At 45.8% G+C, this 18,579-nt stretch carries 20 protein-coding genes; all 20 read left to right on the top strand.

Annotated features, from left to right (window positions below):
• Positions 1-432 precede the first annotated feature (432 nt).
• The 20 genes from AC58QO_RS33005 to AC58QO_RS32910 all read left to right on the top strand — a co-directional run bounded on the left by AC58QO_RS33005 (position 433) and on the right by AC58QO_RS32910 (position 17,881).
• Positions 433-1,857 (top strand): ABC transporter substrate-binding protein, encoded by a 1,425-nt coding sequence (locus AC58QO_RS33005; protein ID WP_497273039.1) that lies wholly within the window; start codon positions 433-435, stop codon positions 1,855-1,857.
• Positions 1,858-1,947: 90 nt separating this feature from the next.
• Positions 1,948-2,829: a carbohydrate ABC transporter permease gene (locus AC58QO_RS33000; RefSeq protein WP_497273037.1), complete on the top strand. Its 882-nt coding sequence runs from the start codon at positions 1,948-1,950 to the stop codon at positions 2,827-2,829.
• A gap of 9 nt (positions 2,830-2,838) precedes the next feature.
• The gene (locus AC58QO_RS32995; protein WP_497273035.1) at positions 2,839-3,687 is read left to right on the top strand and encodes a carbohydrate ABC transporter permease; all 849 of its coding nucleotides are present in this window, start codon (positions 2,839-2,841) and stop codon (positions 3,685-3,687) included.
• A gap of 102 nt (positions 3,688-3,789) precedes the next feature.
• Entirely contained in the window at positions 3,790-4,581 is a 792-nt protein-coding gene (locus tag AC58QO_RS32990; protein ID WP_497273033.1) for an SDR family NAD(P)-dependent oxidoreductase, read from the top strand.
• Positions 4,582-4,612: 31 nt separating this feature from the next.
• Positions 4,613-5,584: a C-terminal binding protein gene (locus tag AC58QO_RS32985; protein ID WP_497273031.1), complete on the top strand. Its 972-nt coding sequence runs from the start codon at positions 4,613-4,615 to the stop codon at positions 5,582-5,584.
• 12 nt (positions 5,585-5,596) lie between these two features.
• Positions 5,597-6,022, top strand: coding sequence for a dimethylsulfonioproprionate lyase family protein (locus tag AC58QO_RS32980; RefSeq protein WP_497273029.1), 426 nt, complete (start codon positions 5,597-5,599; stop codon positions 6,020-6,022).
• A 26-nt stretch (positions 6,023-6,048) separates the two neighbouring features.
• Positions 6,049-6,831 carry an MBL fold metallo-hydrolase gene (locus AC58QO_RS32975; RefSeq protein ID WP_497273027.1) on the top strand — a complete coding sequence of 261 codons (783 nt, stop codon included), beginning with the start codon at positions 6,049-6,051 and terminating at the stop codon, positions 6,829-6,831.
• Positions 6,832-6,862: 31 nt separating this feature from the next.
• Positions 6,863-7,630, top strand: a complete 768-nt coding sequence (locus tag AC58QO_RS32970) for an SDR family NAD(P)-dependent oxidoreductase (protein WP_497273025.1) — start codon at positions 6,863-6,865, stop codon at positions 7,628-7,630.
• Positions 7,631-7,641: 11 nt separating this feature from the next.
• Positions 7,642-8,589: a thiamine pyrophosphate-dependent dehydrogenase E1 component subunit alpha gene (locus AC58QO_RS32965; RefSeq protein ID WP_497273023.1), complete on the top strand. Its 948-nt coding sequence runs from the start codon at positions 7,642-7,644 to the stop codon at positions 8,587-8,589.
• An 18-nt stretch (positions 8,590-8,607) separates the two neighbouring features.
• Complete coding sequence (locus tag AC58QO_RS32960; RefSeq protein WP_497273021.1) at positions 8,608-9,684, top strand: aldose 1-epimerase family protein; 1,077 nt, start codon at positions 8,608-8,610, stop codon at positions 9,682-9,684.
• A 24-nt stretch (positions 9,685-9,708) separates the two neighbouring features.
• On the top strand, positions 9,709-10,620 hold the full coding sequence (locus AC58QO_RS32955; RefSeq protein ID WP_497273019.1) for an SMP-30/gluconolactonase/LRE family protein: 912 nt from the start codon (positions 9,709-9,711) through the stop codon (positions 10,618-10,620).
• A gap of 13 nt (positions 10,621-10,633) precedes the next feature.
• Entirely contained in the window at positions 10,634-11,461 is an 828-nt protein-coding gene (locus tag AC58QO_RS32950; RefSeq protein ID WP_497273017.1) for an SDR family oxidoreductase, read from the top strand.
• A 21-nt stretch (positions 11,462-11,482) separates the two neighbouring features.
• Positions 11,483-12,463 carry an alpha-ketoacid dehydrogenase subunit beta gene (locus AC58QO_RS32945; protein ID WP_497273015.1) on the top strand — a complete coding sequence of 327 codons (981 nt, stop codon included), beginning with the start codon at positions 11,483-11,485 and terminating at the stop codon, positions 12,461-12,463.
• A gap of 38 nt (positions 12,464-12,501) precedes the next feature.
• Positions 12,502-12,969: a VOC family protein gene (locus AC58QO_RS32940; RefSeq protein ID WP_497273013.1), complete on the top strand. Its 468-nt coding sequence runs from the start codon at positions 12,502-12,504 to the stop codon at positions 12,967-12,969.
• Between the two features lie 27 nt (positions 12,970-12,996).
• Complete coding sequence (locus tag AC58QO_RS32935; RefSeq protein WP_497273011.1) at positions 12,997-13,206, top strand: tautomerase family protein; 210 nt, start codon at positions 12,997-12,999, stop codon at positions 13,204-13,206.
• 7 nt (positions 13,207-13,213) lie between these two features.
• A complete protein-coding gene (locus AC58QO_RS32930) occupies positions 13,214-14,455 on the top strand; it encodes a dihydrolipoamide acetyltransferase family protein (protein WP_497273009.1) in 1,242 nt (413 codons plus the stop codon).
• Between the two features lie 14 nt (positions 14,456-14,469).
• Positions 14,470-15,144, top strand: coding sequence for an SDR family NAD(P)-dependent oxidoreductase (locus tag AC58QO_RS32925; protein WP_497273007.1), 675 nt, complete (start codon positions 14,470-14,472; stop codon positions 15,142-15,144).
• Positions 15,141-15,941 carry an SDR family NAD(P)-dependent oxidoreductase gene (locus AC58QO_RS32920; protein ID WP_497273006.1) on the top strand — a complete coding sequence of 267 codons (801 nt, stop codon included), beginning with the start codon at positions 15,141-15,143 and terminating at the stop codon, positions 15,939-15,941. The genes AC58QO_RS32925 and AC58QO_RS32920 overlap by 4 nt, the downstream gene beginning before the upstream one ends.
• A gap of 66 nt (positions 15,942-16,007) precedes the next feature.
• Complete coding sequence (locus AC58QO_RS32915; protein WP_497273004.1) at positions 16,008-17,045, top strand: DUF6786 family protein; 1,038 nt, start codon at positions 16,008-16,010, stop codon at positions 17,043-17,045.
• A 143-nt stretch (positions 17,046-17,188) separates the two neighbouring features.
• Positions 17,189-17,881, top strand: a complete 693-nt coding sequence (locus tag AC58QO_RS32910; protein WP_497273003.1) for a GntR family transcriptional regulator — start codon at positions 17,189-17,191, stop codon at positions 17,879-17,881.
• Positions 17,882-18,579 lie beyond the last annotated feature (698 nt).

The raw sequence follows: 18,579 nt of genomic DNA, 5'->3' as shown, positions 1-18,579 counted from the left end.
AAGGGGCTACCTTTATGATAAAAAGTAAACAAAATTTTTAACAATTAAAACAAATTAAATTCATTGACTACAATAAAATAAGATTGTATACTAAATTTAGATGAAAGAGCTTACATAACCGCCGCGGTCGACATTAGAAGATTTCCTCCTCCAAGTCTAAGTCATCATCCTACTTGTGCCTCAACGAACAAAGAATCAACCCAATTCAACCCATCTAATATACCTCAGTTGTACTAACATTCATCCGAGATTCAACTCAGTTCCATTCCCAGATGCCACCACAGATCCAACTCAAATTAACAGCATGTATTCCTATTTCACCAATCATGTAAAGGCTTACATTTAATTATTTGAATATTTAAAATTTATCTTAATAATTCCAATAACTTCATGTTATTGTGGTTATATAAAAGTAATCAGGAGGGTTTAAAAATGAAGAAAAGTAGATTTGCATTTACTGCAATGTTGGCTTCCATGCTGATTATTGTATCGGCATGCAGCAAGAGTACAACAACAGAAACTACCGCTTCAGCTACCCCAGCACCTGCAACGACAGCGGCGACGGCTACACCTGCTCCAGCAACGCCAGCACCAGCGAAGGAAGTCAAGCTTACATATGCCACCTTTATCGGCGACGGCGATAAAGATATGATGGGCATTGTCATCAAGGAGTTCATGAAGCAAAACCCGAATGTGAAGATTGAAACGCAAGTGTTTGACCATGAGTCGTATCAAGAAAAACTGGCCATCATGGCGAAGTCAAATACATTGCCAGATTTGTTCTGGTGGAATGCTACACTAATAACAGATGCGTTTACTCAAAGCAAATCTGTCGCGGATTTAACGGCTTATTACGATGCCGATTTCAAGAAAGCGCTAACACCAGCGGCTTTAGTGAATTTAACAACTAAAGATAATAAAATAGTAGGTTTCCCAGCAGAAATGCAAGTGCAAGCTTGGTTGCACAACAAGGCCTTATTTGATAAATACAGTGTGAAAATTCCAACAACCTTTGATGAGCTGAAAGCAGCTGTTCAAGTGTTTAAGAAAAACGGCGTTGTCACGATTGCTGAAGGAACAAAAGATCCGTGGCCAACATGGGGCTTTGAGGATTGGTTAACGAAATGGGGCATCCATGAGAAGAAGAAAGAACTATTTGATACGGGTGAAATGAAATTCTCTGAATCTCCAGTTGTTGGCGCTTACAATGCAATCGGTGAGCTAGCTGCGCTAGGAGCGTTCCCTGAGCACAATAGTACGATGAACTTCGAGCAAGGCGTTGCATTGTTTACATCAGGCAAAGCGGCGATGATTTCGATTCCATCAGACCAACTGGGTAAAGTTGTAGGTACACCAGTTGAGAAGGATACGGAGTATACATGGGGCATCACATTCCCGAATTCGACTGCCGACCAGAAACGCGTCCCAGGAGGCGTAACGAACGGCTATGCAGTCTCGGCGAATACAGCGAAAGATAAGGATAAAATGGATGCGATCGTTGCATTGAACAAATTCCGCTTTACTGAACAAGGCTTTAAGCTTTCCTTGAAAGCCGGCGCTAACCTGCCAGGAACGGTTAAAGCAAACCTGTCTGATTATGGCAAAATCATTCAAGACCAAGCAAAATTAATTGCTGATCCGAATGCACACATTGACCTCACCTCGGATTATTCCTTCCATTTGACATGGGATGCGAATTGGGAGGCATATGGAAGCAAATTCGGCACACCGAAGGGCGGACTTATTAATGCCTTAATCGATGGCAGTAAGAAAACAGCAGATATTCCGGCTGAGCTCAAAAAGCTCGATAAAATCCAAGCTGACACGATTAAAGATTGGAAAGCGCATAAAAAATAAACACGGAAACTAGCTTATCATATCGCCCTGCCTGGCGTAGCATGTGACGTGAAGCGCCGGTGCAGGGCATACTGCTGCGGAAGCGGGTGGATGAAATTGTATTTGTTCAGTAAGAGCTGGATTAAGGCGGCCTTTATTTTTCCTGTATTCATCATTTTTGTCTTCTACACCGCGTTTCCACTCGTCGACACCTTCATAACCAGTTTTAAAAGTAAGACATTTTTTGAAGATAAAGGCTTCGTCTATTTGGATAATTGGTCTCGTATTTTGCAGGATGAGATCGTCCATAAGCTGTTTTGGAACACCGCTATTGTGGTTATCGGTGAGTTAGTGCTTTTGATGCCGTTAGGACTCCTGCTAGGATTTCTACTGAATGCACGGTTCAAAGGCAACTCATTCGTCAAAGTAGCTACGTTCATTCCCTATTTATTATCAGGCGTCATGATCGCGATTATTTGGCTGTTCCTGCTTGATCCGGGTATTGGCCTTATCAATGCGACGCTGGAGAAAATCGGATTGGACAGTTGGGCATTAAGTTGGATCGGCGGAAAACATCTTACACCATACTCCGTCGTCGTCGTCGACACTTGGAAAACAGTGGGCTTCTACGGGTTGTTGTTCCTGACTGGCTTGAAAATGGTACCCAAAGAGAGCTTTGAGGCTGCCATCATGGATGGCGCAACGCGTTTTCAAAAAACCATCTACATCACCATTCCCTTACTAAAAGAAACGATGAAAATATGCGCAGTAATGATCGTCATCAATGCCTTCAACTCGTTTCAAACAGTGCTCATACTAACGAATGGCGGTCCGAATAACCAATCTCATCTTCTCACCACGTACTTATACCGATTAAGCTTCACTCAATATGATTTTGGCAAAGGCTCTGTGCTAGCGACGATCTTATTTATGTTCGTGATGCTTTTCTCGATCTTAATATTAGCATTTTCTAGTAAAAGGGTTGGGGATTAGGTGAATGTGATGAAAAGAAATCAAATACCGTTGATTATACTCGGTCTCCTTGTCTCTTTGGTGATGATTGTGCCATTTTTCTGGGGCGTCGTATTGTCTTTCAAAAATAACAGTGAAATTTTCAGCAATCCGCTCGTAATGCCGGAGAAATTCGACTTTTCCCTGTATGCGGATACCTTCCAGAAAGCACATATTGCCAGATTGTTTATGAATAGTTTAATGCTGGCCATAGTTACTTCCTTTATCGAGATTGCTCTCATGTTCTTCAGTTCATTTGCGATTGCGCGCTTATACCATAAATCCAGTCGGATTACGGATCTCGTCTATTATTTATTTCTTTCGGCAAGTGCGATTCCCGTGCTGACACTGCTGATGCCATACTACAATTTAGCTTTATTCATGGGCAAAATATCAGGTGGTGTGCTTGGTGTTGATAGCATTTGGGGCTTAATGCTTCCTTACATTGCAGGTGGTATTCCCTTTATGACATTGATGCTGGTAGGCGGGATGAAAAGTATTCCTCTAGAAATGGAAGAGGCGGGAATCATTGATGGCTGCGGCCTATTTCGGTTAATTTTTCGAGTAGAGGCGCCTCTACTTATGCCCGTTCTTGTAACCTTGTTCATCTTTAGTTTCTTAGGCGTGTGGAATGAGTTTCCCATTGCATCCATTCAGCTGCATAACAAGGAAATGTATACGATTCCGCTGGCGTTAGCCTTTTTCAAGGACCAATTCTCAGCTGATTATGGGGCGATGATGAGAGGTGTGGTCATGATCCTGCTGCCACAAGCGATCTTTTTCTTTATCATGCAAAAGAAGATCATGGAGGGTATGGTCACGGCTGGTATTAAAGGATAAGGTGAAAGAAGAATTATGTTGACGACAAAAATAATACATTGTACGATAAGTTTATAAATTGTATACAAATATAACTTATCTTCGCGGAAGGGAATGAAGGAAATGGAATTCAGCAATCAGATTGCAGTGATCACAGGATCCGGAAATGGAATCGGTCGTTCAGCCGCGAAGGCGTTTGCCCGAGAGGGGGCGACAGTTGTTGTAGCGGATATGAACGAGGCCGCTGCCAACAAGACGAAAGCTGAAATTGAAAGCCTGGGAGGTAAGGCAGTCACCTGTAAGACAGACGTTTCGGTCAAGGCTGAGGTGGAAAATTTGTTCTCGTTTATTATAGATACCTTTGGAACTGTGGATATTCTAGTGAACAATGTAGGATCTACAATTCGCAAGCCAATTGTGACGTTTACGGAGGAAGAGTGGGATTTTGTTTTTGATACGAACATTAAATCTATGTTCTTGTGTGCGAAGGAAGCAGGCAAGATCATGCTGAAGAAGAAATCGGGCGTGGTCATTAATATTTCTTCCATTCATGGTTTAGGCGGCATATCTAATCGTCTCCCGTATGCAACCTCCAAATCAGCGGTGGATAGCTTTACGAAAACGCTAGCGTGCGAATGGGCCTATGACGGTGTACGTGTAAATGCCATAGCACCAGGATACATCGAGACAGAGGGAATGCGCTATGCGTTCGATGAAGGTGTGCTAAGTGAGGACGATATGATTCGCAGAACCCCGCAAGGTCAATTAGGAAAGCCTGAGAATATTGCCGAAGCTGCCATATTCTTATCCTCCAGCAAAGCCAGCTTCATTACAGGTTCCGTTCTCTATGTTGATGGCGGTTACTCGGCCTACCATGGCCCGGAAATTATCCCCTCTTTTCACCATAAATTATAATCTTGAATCTATAGATGGGAGGAAGCTGAACGTGCGTAAGGTTGCCATCATTGGTGCTGATATTTTTGAAGATCAGCGGGAACTGGCTTTATTCGAAGGGACAGACATCGAAACTACTTACTACACGTGCAAGGATCCGATGGAGTTGGCCGATCAGCTGGCTGATGTGGAAGGACTTATTGTTAATCTTGAAAAGGTGACAGGGCCATTCATTGTCCGTTTACCTCGGATCAAGGTCATCGGCCGATATGGTGTCGGCGTCGATAATATCGATGTGCAAGCAGCCACGGATGCTGGAATCGCCGTCATCAACGTTCCGGATTATTGCGTGGACGAGGTGGCAGAGCATGCAGTTAGCTTTATCCTGGCTGCGAACCGCAAACTCTTTACTTCTGCTCTCTTAACGAAGCAAGGAGTATGGGGAAAAGTGAAAGATTTGAAGCCGATTCAATCGATCAAGGATATCACACTGGGCGTTGTGGGAACGGGCAGAATTGGCATGAAAGTTATTCAAACGATGGCACCGATGGGTACGAAGATTGTCATCTATGATCCTTATCTAAAACAGGAAAACCTGCCCGCAGGCGTGCAGTTGGTTTCTTTCAATCATCTACTGGAAGTATCTGATATCCTTTCCATACATTGTCCATTAACAGCGCAAACGCGACACCTCTTTAATAAAGATTCCATGATGCTCACAAAGCGCAAGCCCGCACTCATAAACGTTTCCCGTGGTCCTATAATTAATGAATCGGACTTACTTGTCGCACTGGATGAAGGCACGATCTCTTTCGCTGCGCTGGATGTCATGGAGACTGAGCCTCCATCAAGCGACCATCCACTTTTGCATCATCCCCGAGCGATTGTAACCAACCATATTGCTTGGTATTCGGTGCAAGCCGAAGTTAAGCTGCGCGACTTGCTCGTTACACGCGTTATCGATTATCTAGATGGGAAGCCAGTTCCTTCGATTGTTAATTCCATACAACTATCCGCTAAATAAGGAGTGTTTGAGATGCCAAAAGGTACGGTTGTCAAAGCTGCTGAAGTGAAACCGTTGTTCGTGGATAAAACCTATACGTCCAAAATGTTGATCGATCAGACCAACTCAGCGACCAAAGGTGTGCAAATTAATATGGGCTTTATCTCGCCGGGGAGCAAGCATACCGACCATAAGCATAATCCGCCTTACGATGAGGTCTATCTCATTATGAAGGGGGATGCCATGGTTCGATTGGACGGTGTTGAGTACGACGTCTCCAGCGGAGATGTCATTCATATTCCAGCAGGAACGATGCATGCCATCGCGAATAAGAGCGATACCGAGGAACTAGTCATTTTCACCGTGTGGTCACAGCATCCGGAGAAAGGTGCCAATCCGGTGTATGATCAACGAATTGCCGAATGGGGCAAGTCGTACAAAACGATCCACGAGGAATAGACTCTCCTGAAGGAAAGGAGCAATCCATGATTAATCTATTGCAGCAAATTCAAAAACTAGAGGTGCTTCCTGGGCAATTTGCGGTATGCGCATTAGGCCAAGCTAGTTATATTTATAAAACGGACAAAGGCCAATATATAGTCATTGATCCCTATCTTACAGACTATTGTGAGGAAGTGATCGGGGTTTCGTTTAAGCGTTTGATGCCCTCATTGCTATCGCCAGATGAATTGGAACAGCTTCCCATCTCCGCTTATCTATTAACCCACCAACATGAAGATCATCTCGACGTTCCGTGCATTAAATCGATTACCTCGGATGATTTTCCTTTCTATGCGCCGCCATATTCGATCAAGATGCTGAGGGAGCTTGGCATTGCAGAGGATCGATGTCACTCGCTAGTTATTGGCTCCCAGTATGAAGTGGATGGCATCACGATTACGTCTGTTTTCGCAGATCATGGCGAAAGTGCGCCGGATGCAGTCGGCATTATCGTACAATCTGCTGGTAAAACGGTCTACCATATGGGCGATACGTGCTTGCGTGAAGCGGAATTTCAGGACATAGCCCGCCAGTTCGAAGTGGATCTCTTAATTGCCCCGATTAATGGGAAATATGGCAACATGAACGAAACTGATGCAGTTTCGGCTGTTTCGATTTTTAAGCCTCGCTATGCGGTGCCTTGTCATTTCTGGATGCTTCCTGGAAATTCAGGCGGTGATCCGCTGTTATTTCTGAACGAAGTAAATGCGCAAATACCACAAACGAAACCTATGTTTCTAAGTACCGGCGAAATTTTTATCCTATAACATGTCATATTGACCAATTGGGGTGTAAGCGATGGATTTGTCCAATAAAGTTGTTTTAGTAACGGGAGCAGGCATTGGTATTGGCAAAAGGATTGCGATCCACTTAGCTGAATGCGGCGCAGATGTGGCTGTGAATTACCGCAACAGTGAACAGCAGGCTTTCGCGGTTGTGGAAGAGATTCAGAGCCTGGGAAGAAAGGCTGTCGCAATAAAAGCTGACGTTTCTTCCGTCTCTGAGATTCTAGCCATGGTCGAGAAGGTGAAAGAGGAATTCGGCCGGATCGACGTGCTGATCAATAATTCCGCTGTCGTGCCGATTGTTGATTTCTTCGAAGTCTCGGAACAGAGCTGGGATGAGACGCTAGACACGAATTTGAAGGGCAGCTTCTTTTGCGCACAAGCCTGTGCAAGAGAAATGGTGAAACAAGGTTCAGGCAAAATTATTAATATCAGCTCCGTTCATGCGCAAACGACAATGACGAAGTATGGGGCTTATGCGGCGTCCAAAGGCGGGATGAATGCCTTAACTCGGCAATTGGCGCTTGAGTTAGCCCCACTGAACATTCAAGTCAATGCTGTTTCACCTGGGGCAACCGATGTGGAGAAGAATCATTTGAATCCCAATCATGACGTAGCTCTAATCGGCAAGCAAATTCCGGCAGGAAGAATTGGGTATCCGATCGATGTGGCGACGGTTGTTGCTTTTTTTGCATCCGAGCAGTCGAATTTCGTAACAGGTCAGGTGCTGACCGTAGATGGCGGCTCGAGCACTCAATTCTATCTAAAACAAGTGGATTAGAGGGTGACACAATGGCGAATTCATTAGTGGATTTGTACAAGAAGATGGTGCTGATCCGTGAATTTGAGGAACAAGCGATTGAGTTATATAAAGAAGGGCTTGTCGGCGGATCGTATCATTCCTATATCGGTCAGGAAGCAGTTGCTGTAGGTGTCTGCAGTGCCCTAAAACCCGATGACTACATAACGACGACGTATCGTGGACGTGGACAGCATCTGGCTAAGGGTGCTGATCCACAGAAGCTCTTTGCTGAAATCCTTGGCAAAGCAGAAGGCTACTGTAAAGGCAAGGGCGGTCCAATGCACATTGCGGCTCCAGAGATTGGCATCCTTGGTGCCAATGGCATTGTCGGAGCTGGCGTTCCTATCGCAGTTGGAGGTGCTCTTTCAGCCAAAATGCTGAACGAGGATCGAGTCTCTGTCACATTCTTCGGAGATGGCGCAATGAACCAAGGTGCGCTTTACGAAGCGCTTAACTTAGCGGCCTTATGGGATCTACCTGTGATTTTTATATGTGAAAACAATCAGTATTCAGAAATGACACCGATTCGTGATTCCGTCAAGGTAGAGGATTTCATTGGTCGTGCCATCTCACTTGGCATAACCGGCGTGTCCGTCGATGGCAATGATCCGGAGGCCGTGTATAAGGAAGCAGTCACAGCAGTGGAACGTGCGCGAAACGGAAACGGGCCTACCTTGATTGAAGCCCATACGTATCGCTTGCAGGGCCATATGTACGGCGATTCCGAGAGCTATCGCAGTAAAGCTGAGGTTCAACTTTGGCGTGAGAAGGACCCGATCAAGCGGGCTGGAGAAAAGCTCCTTGAGCATGGCAGCCTATCAGTGAGCCAACTGGATGTTTGGCGTTCGGAGATTGCAGCCAAGGTGCGCGATGCCGCAGACACTGCACGTAATAGCCCAGAGCCTGAGTACGAGGACATTTACACGGATGTCGTGTAGATCAAGGAGGAGCGCAGGATGGCAGAACTATTCGGAAAACAACTAGACCGGAAGGCGTTGTTGAAAAGAGTTGGTCATATGTCTCAATTGGCAAGCATACAGCCCTTCACGTATAACGGAGGCAAGGCGGATGGCGTGAAAGCTCATCAGGTGACCAACGGAACGGGGTTGGAATTCACCGTGCTCGAAAGCAAATGCCTGGATATCGTTAGCATGAAGTATAAAGGCATGAACTTGAATTATGTACCGAAGTCGGGCATCGTATCTCCGGCCTTGGCCGACATGAATGGAACCGAATTCATGCGTTCTATTTCAGGAGGCATGCTGTACACGTGCGGCTTACGCAATGTCGGTACCGCAGTGGTAGATAACGGCTTAAATCAGGTATTTCACGGTAATTTAAAAAACACGCCAGCTGATAAAGTAAGCGCTGCCACAGAGTGGGTTGACGACAATTATGTCCTAAAGCTTTCCGGAGAAATGACGGAAGCGGCTATCTTTAATGAACATTTAGTTTTATCGAGAACGATTCAAACTCAGACCTCAGCGAAATCCATACACATTCATGATGTGATTGAAAACCAAGGCTTTGAAGAGCAAAGCTTAATGCTGCTCTATCATGTCAATGTCGGTTACCCCATTCTGGACGACGATGCCAGACTCCTACTTCCCCTTTCAGAAACCGTGGCCAGAGATCCACTTTCCCATTCAGCACTAGATCAACATAACCAAATTACAGAACCCATTGATGGCTTTACGGAACACGTTTTTAAACATACGACAGTCAATCAACAGAATGGTCAGACCGGAGCAGCTGTCATTAACGAACACTTAGGCTTGGGCGTTTATATCAAATATAACGCAGCAGCACTACCGAATTTGATCGAGTGGAAATCCATGCGTTCTGGCGATTACGCGCTCGGCATTATGCCCTCCACCTGTTTTGTGATGGGCAGATCCTATGAGAAGGAACACGGAACGCTGAAGGTGATTGCTCCTTTTGAGAAGCTTCACTTCGAGCTTGAGATAGGTGTCTTGGATGGTGAAGCGGACATTCGAGCATTTGAGCAATTTATCCAAAAGCTTTCTGAGTAATGGATGGAAGAAAGGGGAATCGCCATGGGTCAGGAAGACTACGAAATCATTTCGGATGCCGCTTATCTTTGCGGAGAAAGTCCGATTTGGGATGAGAAGAAAGAGCAATTCTGGTGGACCGATATGCTAGCCGCGAAGTTATTCAGGTACGATCCCAAGGATGGCTCCGTCGTTCAAGCTGGCGAAGGGAAAAATGTCAGCGGCTTCACCATGAATAGCGATGGCGGATTAGTGTGTGCGACGCATCAAGGCGTGTATCTCTGGAATGAACGAGACGGTTTCCTGTTGCTTGCCGATCAGTTCGAAGGGCATAGGCTGCGATCGAATGATGCGACAGCAGATGCGAAGGGGAGATTTCTTTTTGGCACGACTTTCTATGGGCCTGACAGTCCTGACTATGAGCTAGGTAAGCTGTTTATCGTTGACAAGGATGGCTCCATTCGCATTCTGGATGAAGAGATTCACCTATCGAACGGCTTGGGATTCTCGCCTGATAATAAAATTCTTTATTATACGGATACGGTTACACGTACGATTTATTCGTATGATTACAATTTGGACAGTGGGACTGTCTCTAATCGCCGCATCTTCGTTCAAGTGCCAGAGCATGAAGGTATCCCGGATGGGCTGACGGTGGACAGCGAAGGTTTCGTGTGGTCTGCACAGTGGTATGGCAGCTGTATCGTGCGTTACAACACAGCGGGCCAAGTGGATCGGGTCATTCAAGTGCCGGCTAAGCAGACGTCTTCGCTTGTTTTTGGAGGCGAGGACTTCAGGGATATCTATGTCACGACAGCGGCGAAAAGTGTTACGTTGCCTGTTGCGCCTGCCGGATATGACTTTGATGCTTCAGACATTGGTGGACCCGTCTATCGGTATCGAGTCGGAGTTCAAGGTCGACCTGAGCATGTAGCGGATATTGCCATTTCCAAGTGAGGAGTGAATCCAGATGAGATCAATTGAAGAAGGCATGAAAGGGAAAGTAGCCATTATTACAGGAACTTCGATGGGCATTGGCAAAGCCTGCGCGGAGGCTTTCGTTTATGCAGGCGTGCACGTAGTCGGTGCAGATCGCGTAGTCGATCTTGGGATGAAGGTCGCGGGTGATCTGACGGAAAGAGGGCCTGGCAGTTGTACATTTTATGAATGCGATGTCTCTCGACACCAGAATGTGAAAGCACTCATCGACTTCACAGTGGAAAAGTTTGGGCACATCGATGTACTGGTGAATTGCGCCGGTTATTTCCCGCTGCAGCGTCCTATAGATGAAGTTTCGGTAGAGGATTTCAATGAAATTCTGGCAACGAATCTGGTCGCCTACTATGCCGGATGTAAATATGCGATGCCTTATTTGCGGACGTCGAAGGGCAATATCGTCAACATCGGCAGCGTACTGGGGACTACAGGCGATGAAGGGGCCGCAACGTATTGTGCGACGAAAGGCGGCGTCTCCTTGCTCACGAAATCACTGGCGATCGATGAAGCTAGGAACGGTGTGCGAGTCAACGAAGTGAAGCCTGGGCACATCTGCACCGAAATGTTTGAGAAAACGACGAGCATGCAGAAGGATCCAGAGGCTTTCTTGGCATACTCCGAAACATTGCAATGGATGGAACGAGGCGGCTTGCCGGAAGAAATTGCAACGGTTGTACTGTTTCTTGCCAGTGAATGGGCGAGCTTTATAACAGGGACAGAGATTTTGGCTACGGGTGGTTATGAAATCGGCGAAGGCCCTAAGAAGCCTATTTTTCCATGGACGACAATGGCGTTTCAATAGGGCTGTGAGGGGAGAATCCACGTGAGAGAACTGACAATGGCGCAAGCATTAAATGAGGCGCTTATCGAGGAAATGTCCCGTGACAGCCGCATTTTTCTCATGGGAGAGGACATTGGCGATTACGGCGGTATTTTCAAAGTAACGAAGGATTTGGCAGCACGATTTGGGAAAGAGCGCGTACGCGACACCCCCATCTCGGAATCGGGCTTTATCGGAGCGGGGGTCGGTGCAGCCATGACGGGGCTGATTCCTGTCATTGAAATTATGTGGATTGATTTCACCTTAGTGGCAATGGATCAAATCTTGAACCAAGCGGCAAAAATGAAGTACATGTCAGGTGGACAGACGAGTGTCCCGATGGTCATTCGAACACAAGGCGGCGGAGGCCGAGGTAATGGTGCGCAGCATTCACAAAGTCTGGAAACGCTATTTGCGCACATTCCGGGGATTAAGGTAGTCGTTCCATCAACTCCTTACGATGCCAAAGGGTTATTGAAAGCGGCCATACGAGAGAACGCGCCTGTGCTTTTCGTGGAGAACAAGATGATGTACACGAAGAAAGGGCATGTACCGGAAGAGGATTATATCGTCCCCATTGGTCTAGCCGATGTGAAACGGAGCGGAACAGATGTTACGTTGATCAGCATATCCAGGATGGTTGATTATGCGCTGGAAGCAGCTCAAATACTTGAGCAGGAAGGTATTTCGGCAGAGGTAATCGATCTAAGGACGCTCGATCCGCTCGATAAAGAAACGATACTTAAGTCCGTTCGCAAAACAATGCGCGTTGTCATTGTGCATGAGGCCCATAGGTCCTTTGGGTGGGGTGCAGAGGTCTGCGCATTGATTCAAGAGGAAGCTTTCGACTATTTGGATGCTCCGATTCTTAGGGTTGCGACGAAAGACGTTCCGATTCCATTTAATCGCAATCTGGAGAGGCAGACCTTGCCTCAGGTAGCGGATATAGTGGAGATGGTGAAGAAGCAGCGGACAGAGGTTTAAGTAACAGGCATTCATAGAAGGGAGGCGAATGTCATTTTATGATTATTGGTCATTTTCATACCGCATTTACCGTCAGTGATATTGAGCGCTCCATTCAATTTTATACAGAATTATTGGGTTTTGAGCTGCTGCATAAACAAAGACAATCCAATGATTATACGCGGAAATTCGTTGGCTATCCCGATGCCGATTTATATGCCGCAATGCTGGGCATTCCAGGTGTAGATCATGGACCATCCAAACATTTGTTGGAATTGAATCAATATATCACGCCAGTTGGTCAGAAGCTCGATGTGCAAACTTGTCATACCGGCGCTGCTCATTTGGCGTTCATTGTGGATGATATTCACAGTATGCATACCTTCTTAACGGAGCATGGCGTTCGGTTTAAATCGGAGCCTGTTGCCATTACGGCCGGGCGCAACGAAGGCGGTTTCACGTGCTACTTCCTTGATCCTGACGGGATTACCTTAGAAATCGTACAGCCACGTCGTCAAACGATGTAATTTCTAGACGAAATGGAGGGACTGCTTATGCCTTATCTAACACTTAAGCTGGTTGAAGGACGTGATCTGGATACGAAGCGGCGCCTCGTTGCTAATGTGACGAAGGCCGTGTGCGACTCGCTTCAGGTCACACCGGATTACGTACGGATCGAATTGATCGAGCTGAAAGATGATCTCTTCAGCATCGCTGGCGAGCTGGTGCAGGACACACGGAATAAGAATGGGGACGGAGGTTGAAGACGTTATGCAAGAATCAATCACCCTACCCAAAATGGAATTGTCCATGGAGGAAGGCAGGATTCAAAAATGGCTCATAGGCGAGGGCATCTATGTCAAGAAAGGCGAGATTATTGCGGAAGTCGAGACCGATAAAACCGTCGTTGAGCTGGAAATGCCGGGGGATGGCACCATTGGTAAGCTGTTAGTGCGAGAAGGAGACCTCGTGAAGGTGGGAGCGTCGATTGCTACCTTGGCGTCATCGAAGGCTGAAATGGGGGCAACAATGGGATTCGGACGAGAAGTACCAACGGATACGGAAACACTATCTTCGTATGTAGATAAACTGCGTATTGCGATTTCGCCAGCAGCCCGCAGACGAGCCAGAGAGCTAGGTGTCGATTATACGAAACTGTCTGGGACGGGCCCGAGAGGCCGAATTGTGTATGCCGATTTGGAGCGGGCGGCTGCGCTGACGGGGGTTGTGGAGAATTCTTCAGACCTAAGCGTTGCGAAAGTTGCCTTCAACGAGCAAACATTAGCTAAGCCATTGGATGCAGAAGAATTAAGCAAAGAGCAGCCGATAAACACAATGCGACGAACGATTGCTCGGCGTATGGTGGAGAGCATAATAACGATTCCACAGTTTAGTGTGAAGATAACGTTTGATGTTTCGAAGCTTTTGCAAATGAAACAAGCGATTCAAGCTAGTCTGGAGAAAAGCGGTGTTCGTCTTTCATTTTCGGACTTTGTGATCAGTGCGACTGCACAAGCGTTACGCAAGCATCCCACGATCAATGCCTCATTCAACGGCCATCCGATGGAGGAGAATTGTAGTATTCTCGAACATGAGCACATCCATATTGGCTTGGCGGTGTCCACTGGTGGTGGACTAGTGGTTCCAGTCATTCACAACGCAGATCAATTAAGCGTGTCTACAATAGCGAAATTACGTGCCCAAGTTATTGCTAATGTTCGTCATAAAATGATCAAAAGTAACGAACTTCAAGGCAGTACGTTCACGATTTCCAATCTAGGAATGCTGGATGTGGATGAGTTTCAAGCCATTATTAATCCGCCTGAAGCGGGTATTTTCGCCATTGGCAGTATTCGACAGGTACCTATGGTGATTGATGGGAAGCTGGAGGTTCGTTCGGCCATTACAGTTACAGGTACATTTGACCATCGGGTTGTGGACGGTGCCGAGGCTGCTAAGTTTATACGAACATTCACTGATATTATGCAAAGTGATGCTTGGATATTATGGTAACGGAGGGCTTAGGAATGATGGCTAGTGAGCAAAGCGAATGGCAGGATCGCATCGTGCTAGTGGTTGGCGGCTGTGCTATTAGCGAGGTAGTTGCTAATGCCTTTCAGCAGCAGGGCGCAAAAGCAGCGATCATAACTGCGATACCGGATAGGGTATCTGCTGCGGAAATTGCGGAGCAAGTTACAGCTGTGGCTGCACAAAATGGGCATATTGATGCCATGATTCATGTAGGTGACATGTTTGCGGCAGCACCTGCCGCTGAGATGCCTTGGGAACAGTGGAAGGTGCTTGTTCAGCACAATGTCAAAAGCAAGTTCCTTTACGCCAAGGAAGTCGGCAAGCATCTGCTGGATCTACAGCATAAAGGATCGATCGTTTTGCTGACATCCGTCGCAGGTTTGGTGGCATCCCCAGGTGCAGCGGCCTTTGCAGCAAGTCAGGGGGCTATTCATCAGATTACACGTACTCTAGGAGTGGAGTGGGCAGGGCGGGGAATTCGCGTGAACGCTGTTGCCTCAACGTTGCCCAGCGGTTCATTCCCGCCGACAAGAATCAATGCTGTCACGCCGCTTGGACGAATACCCGAAGCGAATGAGCTGGTCGGTACCATTCTCCATTTGGCTTCGGATGCCTCCAGTATGATAACAGGGCAAATTATCGCAGTAGATGGGGGGTACATTTCGCAATGAGTCCTTTCTTTGACCTTACCGGAAAAGTAGCACTCGTCATCGGCGCAGCCGGCATGCTGGGAGAAGCACAGGCGCTTGGTTTAGCACAGGCAGGTGCAGATGTGGTTCTAGCGGATGTTTTCCCTAAAAACACCGAAGCTGCCCTTTCAGCCATCCATCAGTTGGGACGAAAATCTATATTCGAGCAGGTGGATATTACTTCGAATGTTTCTGTTGAAATCTTGACGCAAAAGGTCGTGGCACAATTCGGCACTATCGACATTCTCGTGAATTCGGCAGGCATTACGCATCGTTACCCTAGTGAGGAATTCGATGATGCGGTTTTTGACCGCATTTTGGATATTAATTTACATGGATTATTTTATGCCTGTCAATCCGTCGGCAAGGTGATGATCGCCCAAGGTGGAGGACGCATTATCAATATGGCTTCAATCTTCGCTTGTACTGGAAACCCAGAATCGATTGCCTATGCAGCGAGTAAAGGTGCAGTCGCCGCACTGACACGTACGCTCGCTGTTGAGTGGGCAGATGCTAATATTGCCGTGAACGGAATTACACCATCTTGGTTCGAAACGCCTATGGGAACGTTATCTGAGAACATCGATACGCTGTATAGCGGCTCTACTCGGAAACCGACCAAAGAGGAGTTGCATAATCGGACGATAGGTAAAGTCCCTTTGAAAAGGATGGGGCAGCCGCATGAAATCGTCGGTGCAACGGTTTTCCTTGCTTCGCAGGAAGCGTCGATGGTGACGGGGCATCTGCTTGCGGTAGATGGTGGGTTTCTGGCTCAGTGAGTTCACAAGAATAGGAACGAGGTAGAACGAGAATAAGGAAATTGTTTTAGAAAGGAATCACCCGAGATGATCATGGATGCACAATCGCTTATACAGCAGCTTGAACTTGCTAAGCTTCAATATCAAATTTTGGGTGCCTCTTCAGGAGCACAAGTTATTGTCTTGGAGCATGGCGCAAGGGTAATTGGTGTATTTGCAGAACAGGATGGGCCAAATTTTCTTTGGACGAATTCGGATATCCATCAAATCTCGGAGGACGCTTGGAATAGGGGCGGGGATCGAATCTGGTTAAGCCCCGAAATACAGTTCCATGTTCCAAGTCTTGAACAAATAGGCAGCTATGACGTGCAGCGGGGCATGGACCCTGGCTGCTATCAATTTCTTAAGGTCTCAGATCAGGAAGTAACGCTTGGGCAGGCGTGCGAAGTTAATGCCTTTAGAGCTCATGCCTCATTACATTTGTACATGCGGAAAACCTTGCGTTTAATTCCAGATCCATTAAGAGAGCTGCCTAGGCAAGAAGATCCTTTAGCTTACAACTTTATCGGATACGAACAGATGAATGAAATAACACGCTTGGATGCCGGCGAAGATATTAACGTTTCATTATGGAGCATTATGCAAGTCCCTTTTGAAGGGACAGCTTTGATTACTACGCATGCACAAGCTACTTTTACAGATTTTGTACAGGATGAATACAAAGACGGCGTGATTTCTATGCCAACTGGGATAAAGATGTGTTTTAACGGAAGCCAGCGGCGTAAAATATCCGTTAAAGCGGCCTATGCCTCAGGAAGGTTAGGGTATTACATGGAAAATAACGCGCATGATTGCTCACTTATTGTTCGCAATTTTACAGTGAATCCTTCGAGTTATTATCCAGATGTAACCCTGGTTGACCAACAGGATACGGGGTATTGTGCACAGTGCTATAAAGATGATGGATCTCTAGGCTATTTCGGGGAGTTGGAATATCATTCACCAGCTTTCCACTTAAATAAGGGTTCAAAACTCAATGATCAGAGCCAAGTATGGTTTTATCATGGGGAAAAAGATGTTATTGCGAGGATTTCCAGATTTTTACTAGGACATTGTTTTGCCTAAGAAGCGTTCATTTTGTTAAATTGGCACAATGTGAAAATGATGTACAAATCATTGAAAATGTTGACAATAGTTAACAGATATTGCTAACATGAGAATATGAAATGTATTCGTACGTCTGAATTTGTCCATGGGGAGAATACAAAATGAATAAATATGACGAACCGTTAGCGAGAGCTATGCATACCAAAGAGATTGTCAAACGATTGCGAACAGATATCATTCTTGGAAAATATAAACCGGGCTCAAGGCTCATTGAGGCTACGATAGCCAAAAGCATGGACATTAGCCGAGCTCCAGTCCGTACTGCTTTTCAAATTCTAGCTCAAGAAGGTCTCGTTCTTAACTTATCTAACGGAGGCACGGAGGTCGTAGGATTCTCTGTCCAGCACGTTATTGATCTGTTTGATTTACGGCTGATGCTCGAGAAAAGAGTACTTGAATTGATTCTTTTAAGCACTTCCTTTAATTACAGACCGTTGCTTGATATTCTAGAAACCTTTGATGCTTATCGCAAAAAATCGCTTACCACAGAAATTTTAAGCTCGGAAACGTCTTTTTTGGATATCCAATTTCACCGTAGTTTGATTAATATGTTGGATAATAATCCAATGCTAGTGGCTTGGAATTCGATGGCGAATGTCTTTCAAGCGATACTTGAAATTACGAATATGACAAGTAGTAGTTTCGAAGAGTTCTATAATGATCACAGAAGATTAGCGGATTTGGTCATTCAGAAAAACCCGGCTTGCGTGGATGAGCTTATTGCTCACATCTCCAAGTCCAAGGATATCATCATGGTACGCATGGATAAAATATATGCAGAAGGTGAAGCTTGATCTGCAGAATTAAGTGTCATCATGGTACGAAAGAATTCCCTTGATGGCACTTGCTTGTTTTTTCTGTAAGAGGACAAGAACATATAATTATGAGAAATGACATTTCAATAAGACGAGAAGCTTTTGTGGGCTGACAAAAGCATTATCTCAGTAATCACCGCGTAAATCGCGGTTTTTTTGTATTATGGGATCAGGTTAAAGCATTTTTCACACTCTCCCTCGGTATGATTTAAATTCCTCACGTAAGCTCGTCTATTCGCAGGATATCATCCTTTATATTTCTATGATGATAATAAACAAGACATTTACGAAGCTAGCCATATCTCGATGTGGCTGCTCATTGTAATGTTCTTGCCAAGAGTATCAGGCATTCAAATCCATAATAGAGTATATATAGTAGCATTCAACTATTGAACTAACGATGAACTGATAGAGCAATAAAACACGTGATGAAAGCCTGCCGTGATGAACGGCAGCCTTGTTACGCTAACGGGCAGGATAGTTGAATGGTTAGTTTATTTTTCGTGGTATAATTAACTGGAAATAGTTTCTATTATTAATATCAACATCACAAAGGAAAGGGACAGATTCATGAACTTATCTGGTCTTAAAAAACACATACCCTCGATGACGAATATTTCCGAAATTTCTTTGGTTACAATGGGATTCTCATTCGACGGTAAGTATTTCTTATATGA

This window comes from Paenibacillus sp. J31R30 (genome assembly GCF_059692115.1).
Note: the sequence above shows the minus strand (reverse complement) of the source record. Positions and strands in the feature narration are given on the sequence as shown.

What these genes read in the sequence shown, in the direction of transcription:
- AC58QO_RS33005 (WP_497273039.1), top strand. Translation starts at nt 433, where the DNA reads ATGAAGAAAAGTAGATTTGCATTTACTGCAATGTTGGCTTCCATGCTG.
- AC58QO_RS33000 (WP_497273037.1), top strand. Translation starts at nt 1,948, where the DNA reads ATGAAATTGTATTTGTTCAGTAAGAGCTGGATTAAGGCGGCCTTTATT.
- AC58QO_RS32995 (WP_497273035.1), top strand. Translation starts at nt 2,839, where the DNA reads ATGAAAAGAAATCAAATACCGTTGATTATACTCGGTCTCCTTGTCTCT.
- AC58QO_RS32990 (WP_497273033.1), top strand. Translation starts at nt 3,790, where the DNA reads ATGGAATTCAGCAATCAGATTGCAGTGATCACAGGATCCGGAAATGGA.
- AC58QO_RS32980 (WP_497273029.1), top strand. Translation starts at nt 5,597, where the DNA reads ATGCCAAAAGGTACGGTTGTCAAAGCTGCTGAAGTGAAACCGTTGTTC.
- AC58QO_RS32975 (WP_497273027.1), top strand. Translation starts at nt 6,049, where the DNA reads ATGATTAATCTATTGCAGCAAATTCAAAAACTAGAGGTGCTTCCTGGG.
- AC58QO_RS32970 (WP_497273025.1), top strand. Translation starts at nt 6,863, where the DNA reads ATGGATTTGTCCAATAAAGTTGTTTTAGTAACGGGAGCAGGCATTGGT.
- AC58QO_RS32965 (WP_497273023.1), top strand. Translation starts at nt 7,642, where the DNA reads ATGGCGAATTCATTAGTGGATTTGTACAAGAAGATGGTGCTGATCCGT.
- AC58QO_RS32960 (WP_497273021.1), top strand. Translation starts at nt 8,608, where the DNA reads ATGGCAGAACTATTCGGAAAACAACTAGACCGGAAGGCGTTGTTGAAA.
- AC58QO_RS32955 (WP_497273019.1), top strand. Translation starts at nt 9,709, where the DNA reads ATGGGTCAGGAAGACTACGAAATCATTTCGGATGCCGCTTATCTTTGC.
- AC58QO_RS32950 (WP_497273017.1), top strand. Translation starts at nt 10,634, where the DNA reads ATGAGATCAATTGAAGAAGGCATGAAAGGGAAAGTAGCCATTATTACA.
- AC58QO_RS32940 (WP_497273013.1), top strand. Translation starts at nt 12,502, where the DNA reads ATGATTATTGGTCATTTTCATACCGCATTTACCGTCAGTGATATTGAG.
- AC58QO_RS32935 (WP_497273011.1), top strand. Translation starts at nt 12,997, where the DNA reads ATGCCTTATCTAACACTTAAGCTGGTTGAAGGACGTGATCTGGATACG.
- AC58QO_RS32930 (WP_497273009.1), top strand. Translation starts at nt 13,214, where the DNA reads ATGCAAGAATCAATCACCCTACCCAAAATGGAATTGTCCATGGAGGAA.
- AC58QO_RS32925 (WP_497273007.1), top strand. Translation starts at nt 14,470, where the DNA reads ATGATGGCTAGTGAGCAAAGCGAATGGCAGGATCGCATCGTGCTAGTG.
- AC58QO_RS32920 (WP_497273006.1), top strand. Translation starts at nt 15,141, where the DNA reads ATGAGTCCTTTCTTTGACCTTACCGGAAAAGTAGCACTCGTCATCGGC.
- AC58QO_RS32915 (WP_497273004.1), top strand. Translation starts at nt 16,008, where the DNA reads ATGATCATGGATGCACAATCGCTTATACAGCAGCTTGAACTTGCTAAG.
- AC58QO_RS32910 (WP_497273003.1), top strand. Translation starts at nt 17,189, where the DNA reads ATGAATAAATATGACGAACCGTTAGCGAGAGCTATGCATACCAAAGAG.